This is a genomic window from Plantactinospora alkalitolerans, from assembly GCF_015690345.1.
Lineage (GTDB): Bacteria > Actinomycetota > Actinomycetes > Mycobacteriales > Micromonosporaceae > Plantactinospora > Plantactinospora alkalitolerans.
Genome location: NZ_JADPUN010000116.1, coordinates 38,001 through 44,000 on the forward strand (window position 1 = coordinate 38,001; position 6,000 = coordinate 44,000).

Genomic DNA, 6,000 nt, shown 5'->3' on the forward strand with positions numbered 1-6,000 from the left:
CTGTCCGGCCCCCGTTGCCCGAGGTGTTAACCGGGGGCCCTTCCTCTACAAAAAGCGATAACAAGGGCCCCTTCCTTACGCCTTGGCGCAACGGAACGGTGGTGGAGGGCGGCGGAGACGCAACGATCAACGGTGGTAAGCAACTTCCAGCGATGGATTCGGTCGAGCAGCGGCACATAGCGTTGGGTTCAGCGCCAGCCCGTGGGCCGGAAGAAGGCCGGGCGCGCCCGATCCGCTGGGAGCAGGACCATGACGTTGGAGTCGACGACCGTACCCGACGGGCCCGGAACGGCCCGCTCGGCAGTTCACCGGCGATATCTGATGTGCCGGCCGACGTACTTCGCCGTCGAGTACGCGATCAATCCGTGGATGGACCCGGGTGCTCCGGTCGACCCGGCACTCGCGATCCGGCAGTGGGAGACGCTGCGGCGGACGTACCTGGATCTCGGCCACACGGTGCAGGAGATCGAGCCGGTTCCAGGGCTGCCGGACATGGTGTTCGCGGCGAACGGCGCGACGGTGGTCGACGGCAGCGCGCTGGCGGTGCAGTTCCGCGACCCGGAGCGGGCCGACGAGGCGCCCGCCTACGCCGCCTGGCTCGACCGGGCCGGCTTCGAGGTGTACGACGCCAAGCACGTCAACGAGGGCGAGGGCGACATCCTGCCGGTCGGCGACCTGCTGCTGGCCGGCACCGGGTTCCGGACCTCGCACGCCGCGCACGCCCACCTGCAGGAGGTCTTCGGCCGGCCGGTGGTGACGTTGCAACTGGTCGACCCCCGCTTCTACCACCTGGACACCGCGCTCTGCGTACTGGACGAGGAGACCGTGGCGTACCTGCCGGAGGCGTTCTCCCCCGGTAGCCAGGCGGCGCTGCGCCGGCTCTTCCCGGACGCGGTGCTGGCCAGCCCGGCGGATGCCGAGGTGCTCGGGCTGAACGCGGTGAGCGACGGACGGCACGTCGTACTTCCGGCCCAGGCGACCGGGCTGTCGGCCGCACTGCGCAGCCGGGGATACGACACAATTGGTGTTGATTTGTCCGAGCTGCGTAAGGCCGGCGGCGGACCGAAGTGCTGCACCCTGGTGCTGCGGGAACGAGAGGCGAACAAGTGATCGTGGACGACACCCTGCGCACCCCGGCGGCAATACGCGAGGCGGAACGCTGGACCGCGCACAACTACCACCCGCTGCCGGTGGTGATCTCCTCGGCCGAGGGTGCCTGGGTGACCGACGTCGACGGACGGCGTTACCTGGACTGCCTGGCCGGATACTCGGCGCTGAACTTCGGGCACCGGCATCCGACGCTGATCGCCGCCGCGCACGCCCAACTCGACCGGCTCACCCTCACCAGCCGCGCCTTCGTCCACGACCAGTTCGCCGACTTCTGCCGCGAGTTGGCCCAGCTCTGCGGCAAGGACCTGGTGCTGCCGATGAACACCGGCGCCGAGGCGGTGGAGACCGCGATCAAGGTGTCCCGCAAGTGGGGCTACCGGGTCAAGGGCGTACCGGCGGGGCAGGCCACGATCGTGGTGGCGGACGGCAACTTCCACGGCCGTACCACCACCATCGTCAGCTTCTCCACCGATCCGGACGCCCGGGACGACTTCGGCCCGTACACCCCGGGGTTCCGGATCGTCCCGTACGGCGACCTGGCGGCCCTGGCCGAGGCGGTCGACGAGACGACGGTGGCCGTACTGCTGGAGCCGATCCAGGGCGAGCAGGGCGTCGTCGTGCCGCCCCGGGGTTACCTGCCCGGGGTACGCCGGCTCTGCACCGAACGGAACGTGCTGTTCGTCGCCGACGAGATCCAGTCCGGGCTCGGCCGGACCGGCGAGACCTTCGCCTGCGACCACGAGGCCGTCAAGCCCGACATGTACGTCCTCGGCAAGGCACTCGGCGGCGGGATCGTCCCGGTCTCGGCGGTCGCGGCCGACGCCGACGTCCTCGGGGTGCTGCGTCCCGGCGAACACGGATCGACCTTCGGTGGCAACCCGCTGGCCTGCGCGGTGGCCACCGAGGTGGTTCGGCTGCTCGCCACCGGCGAGTTCCAGCGCCGATCGGCGGAGCTGGGCGCGCGGTTGCACGGCGCGCTGCGCGACCTGGTCGGGGACGGTCTGGTCGCCGTCCGGGGCCGAGGGCTGTGGGCCGGCATCGACATCGACCCGGCGCTGATGACCGGGCGGCAGGCCTGCGAACGGCTTGCCGAGCGCGGGGTGCTGGCCAAGGACACACACGGGTCGACGATCCGGCTGGCGCCGCCGCTCGTGGTCCGGGCCGACGAACTGGACCACGCCGTCGAGCAGCTCAGCGCGGTGCTGCACTGACTCCGTGCGCGGTGCTGCACTGCATCGTGTGTGACCCGAATCGGAAGCGGCGCCGGCCCGGATCGGAGCGACGCGGCGCCGCTCCGATCCGGAAGCGGCGCCGCGTCGATCTCCGGTCAGGCGCGGTCGACCACCCGCATCGCCATGGTGGGGGCCTCGGCCATCACCGACGTCGGATTGGTCATGCCGCCCGAGTTCCAGGTGCTCGACCGGCTCACCTGCACCCCTGGATACAGCTCCACGATGTCGCCGCCGCGCATCACCCGGGACTGCTTGCGGGCCAGCGCGACCCGCTCGGCCTCGTCCATGTTCCCGCCGGGGCGTATCCCGGAACCGTTCGTGCTCACGTCCTGCGCGACCAGGTCGGCGCCGCGCAACTCGAACCGTACGTGGCTGCGGCTGATCCACCGTCGCGCCTCGTCGTTGAGCCACTGGCCGAGCCGGACTCCGCCGGTCTCGTCCGGAGCGCGGCCGACCACCACCGGCTGTTCGGCGGTGACCACGAACCGGCGCCGGACCATGCCGCCGATCCGCACCGACAGCACCTCGCTGGTGGGCCGGGGACCTGCATCGGTGAGCCGCTGCTCGTGCCGGGGGCACATCGGCATTCCGGTACGCAGCGTCGGCGGCGGCTGCCCGCTCGGCTTCCGGTCGATCTCGGCGAGGTCGGCGAACGCGCCACCGCCACCGCCACCACCGAACAGCACGCAGCCGGGCTCCCTGCACCGCCACGTCCGGGCGAGCAGCTTCCGCCCGCTCGGCGACGGCCCGGTGGGCATCGGCCCGTTGCCCTTCACCCGGGCCATCAGGACCGGACCGCCCGCACCCGGTAGCGGGGCGAGCAGCCGACCCGGTTGACCGGTCACCCACGGGAACCGCCCGGCCTGGCCTTCGAAGCGGCCCCGGCTGAGCACCGGCAGGCCCAGTAGATCGGCGACCTCCAGCATCCGGTCGCCGGGATTGTTCAGCACCTCGACCAAGCCGTCGTCGGCCCATCGACGAACCACCATGCGTTCGTTCGAGGTCAGGTCGGCGTCGCTGAGCAGCGCGCGGTGCACCACCGCGTACACCGGGACGTTGTCCTCCTCGAGTTGCCGGCCGAGCGCGTCGATCACCATGCCCAACCGCATCGTGCTGGCCGGTCGGCCACCGTCCAGGTCCTGGAACCGGACCACCTCGGCCAGGTCGAGCACGGCCCGGACCAACGAGGGATCTGTACTGACCCGGCCCTCGATCGCGTCGAGGACCTTACTTATCTCGAATCTCACGCCGCTCCCCGGACGATCTCGTCGATCCGCCGCGCCAACTCGATGTCGCGTCGGGTAACTCCACCAACGGAATGGGTGGCGCACCGGAAGGTCACGGTGCGCCACCGGATGTCGATGTCGGGATGGTGGTCGAGTTCTTCGGCGACCACCGCGACCCGGTCCACCACGTCGATGACGTCACGGAATCCGGGCAACTCGACGGTACGGCCGATGCCGGCCGGGTCACCGGTCCAGCCGTCCAGCCCGTCGAGCCCGGTCCGCACGGCCTCCGTGTCCAGCACCTCTGCCATGGCCAGACCTTACCGCCGGGATTCCCTCCCGTGGTGTCCAACCGGTTCGACGAGGCGACGGAGCGGCGTACGGCCTGCTACCTGGCGGCCCCCGCTACCTCGGCGGCCCGCAGCGGCGCGCCGACGTAGTGCAGGTGCCGCAGCGCCTGGCGGTACGAGTCGAACAGGCTGGTCTCCTCGTACGGAATGCCCTGCTCGGCGCAGTACTCCCGGACGATCGGCTGGGCCCTGCGCAGGTTGATCCGCGGCATGCTCGGGAACAGGTGGTGCTCGATCTGGTAGTTGAGGGCGCCCAACGCGAAGTCGACCAGCACTCCGCCCCGGACGTTGCGCGAGGTCAGTACCTGCTTGCGGAGGAAGTCCAGCTCGTCCTCGGCGGTCGGCATCGGCATGCCCTTGTGGTTGGGCGCGAACGAGCAGCCCATGTAGAACCCCCACAGCCCCTGGTGGATGGCCATGAAGACGAGCGCGTGGACCGGCGACAGCACGGTGAACACCACGCCCAGGTAGGCGATCGTGTGCACCACCAGCAGCAGGGCCTCGACCCTGCGGTGCCGCATCGGCGTTCCGTCGAAGATCGCCCGGATGCTCGACACGTGCAGGTTCAGGCCCTCCAGCAGCAGCAGCGGGAAGAACAGGTACGCCTGCCGGCGTGCCATCCAGCGGCCGAACCCGCGGGTCTCCAGCGCCTGCTCGTGGGTCCAGACCAGGGCCCCCGCGCCGACGTCCGGATCGTCGTCCTCGTGGTTCGGGTTGGCGTGGTGCCGGTTGTGCTTGTCGATCCACCAGCCGTTGCTCAGTCCGATCGCCAGGTTGCCGGCCAGCAGTCCGGCCACCTCACTCGCCCGGCGGTTCCGGAACATCTGCCGGTGTCCGGCGTCGTGTCCGAGGAAGGCGACCTGGGTGGTGCCGACGGCCAGGAAGACGGCGACCAGGGTCTGCCACCACGAGTCCCCGACCAGGGCGAAGGCCACCCAACCGGCGATGAAGAGCCCGACCGTCAACGCGATCCGAACCACGTACCAACCGGTGCGGCGGTCCAGCAGCCCGGCCTCGCTGATCCGGCGAGATAACTGTGAGTAGTCGCTCCCTCGCCGAACAACAGCAGGCTCCGCCGTCGCAGTGGCCGCCATATTTCAGCTCCCAACGTCGCATTTCGCCGCGCCGGTTGGCGAGCGCTTATCTCCAGTCTCCGGAGGACGCTCGCACTCCGTAAACCCGGAAGCCCCCGTGTTCGGGGTAGGGTAAGCCCCACCACATCACGGTCCGAAACCGGGGGCCGTCAATTCATCCGGCCGACCGCCGCGCGCAACCGGCGAAGGTCCCTGCGCCGCCGTTCGTACGTCATGGCCAGGCCGATCAGGACGAAACCACCCACGGCGAGGAAGATCCACCGGGGCAGCCGGTCCCATACGTCGACCATCTCCCGCAGCGCCAGTGTCGCCAGCACGCCGCCGCCGAGCACCACCGGAGCCTGACGTCGCCACTGCGCACCGGCCAGCACCACCAGCAACGCGCCACCGCCGAGCAGCAGCCGCCGCCACGGCTGGTCCCCGGCCACCCCGACCGAGACCAGGCTCGGCAGCAGTGCGGCACCCAGCCCCGGCCCGTACGCCAGCCAACTGCTCCGGTCCGGCCAGGCCCGTAGGGCGAGCCACCCGGCCAGCAGCCCGAGTACCGCCGCCGGCAACGTGTACGCCTCGACCAGCGCCACCCGTGCCGCCCAGAGCAGCAGCCAGGCCGCGACCAGTTCGGCGGCGCCGGCCGCCGCGGCATGCGCCCACCGACGCGCCGCCGACTCCGCCGGCCGCAGTGCGCGCAGTCCGAGGGCCACCCCCCAGAGCGTGCAGACCGCCGCCGCGTGCCGGACCTCGCCGACCGTCAGCAGCAGCGCGAGCGCCGCGACGACGTGGCTGGCCACCTGGACCGCGGTCCCCTCGGCCCGACGGGCCGGAGCCGTGCCCGTCGGCGGGACCGCCGCGATCTCCCGGGCGCCCCGGCCCGTCAGCACGATCCCGCCGGCCAGGGTCAGGGCGGCCACGCCGGGCACCACCAGTGCGGCAACCCGCAGCGGCAGGTCGGCGGCGAGCGGTCCGGCGACCGCCAGCGTCGCACCGGCCC

6 protein-coding genes are annotated in these 6,000 nt (G+C 71.3%); 2 read left to right on the plus strand and 4 right to left on the minus strand.

Translation table 11 applies throughout. The features are described 5' to 3' along the window. The first annotated feature begins 249 nt into the window (after positions 1–249). Both ddaH and rocD read left to right on the plus strand, forming a co-directional pair. Positions 250–1,110: a dimethylargininase gene (ddaH, locus tag I0C86_RS10570; RefSeq protein WP_196201045.1), complete on the plus strand. Its 861-nt coding sequence runs from the start codon at positions 250–252 to the stop codon at positions 1,108–1,110. Then, entirely contained in the window at positions 1,110–2,321 is a 1,212-nt protein-coding gene (gene rocD / locus I0C86_RS10575; protein WP_196201053.1) for an ornithine--oxo-acid transaminase, read from the plus strand. Before ddaH ends, rocD begins: the two co-directional genes overlap by 1 nt. Positions 2,322–2,437: 116 nt before the next feature. Here the strand turns inward: rocD and I0C86_RS10580 are convergent, their stop codons facing one another. The 4 genes from I0C86_RS10580 to I0C86_RS10595 all read right to left on the minus strand — a co-directional run. Beyond that, the gene (locus I0C86_RS10580) at positions 2,438–3,589 is read right to left on the minus strand and encodes an FHA domain-containing protein (RefSeq protein ID WP_196201046.1); all 1,152 of its coding nucleotides are present in this window, start codon (positions 3,587–3,589) and stop codon (positions 2,438–2,440) included. Beyond that, entirely contained in the window at positions 3,586–3,879 is a 294-nt protein-coding gene (locus I0C86_RS10585) for a 4a-hydroxytetrahydrobiopterin dehydratase (RefSeq protein ID WP_196201047.1), read from the minus strand. Before I0C86_RS10585 ends, I0C86_RS10580 begins: the two co-directional genes overlap by 4 nt. 77 nt (positions 3,880–3,956) lie before the next feature. Next, positions 3,957–5,012 carry a fatty acid desaturase family protein gene (locus tag I0C86_RS10590; RefSeq protein ID WP_196201048.1) on the minus strand — a complete coding sequence of 352 codons (1,056 nt, stop codon included), beginning with the start codon at positions 5,010–5,012 and terminating at the stop codon, positions 3,957–3,959. A gap of 149 nt (positions 5,013–5,161) precedes the next feature. Beyond that, positions 5,162–6,000: SCO7613 C-terminal domain-containing membrane protein (locus tag I0C86_RS10595; RefSeq protein WP_407676294.1), on the minus strand; the 839-nt coding region annotated here is incomplete at its 5' end.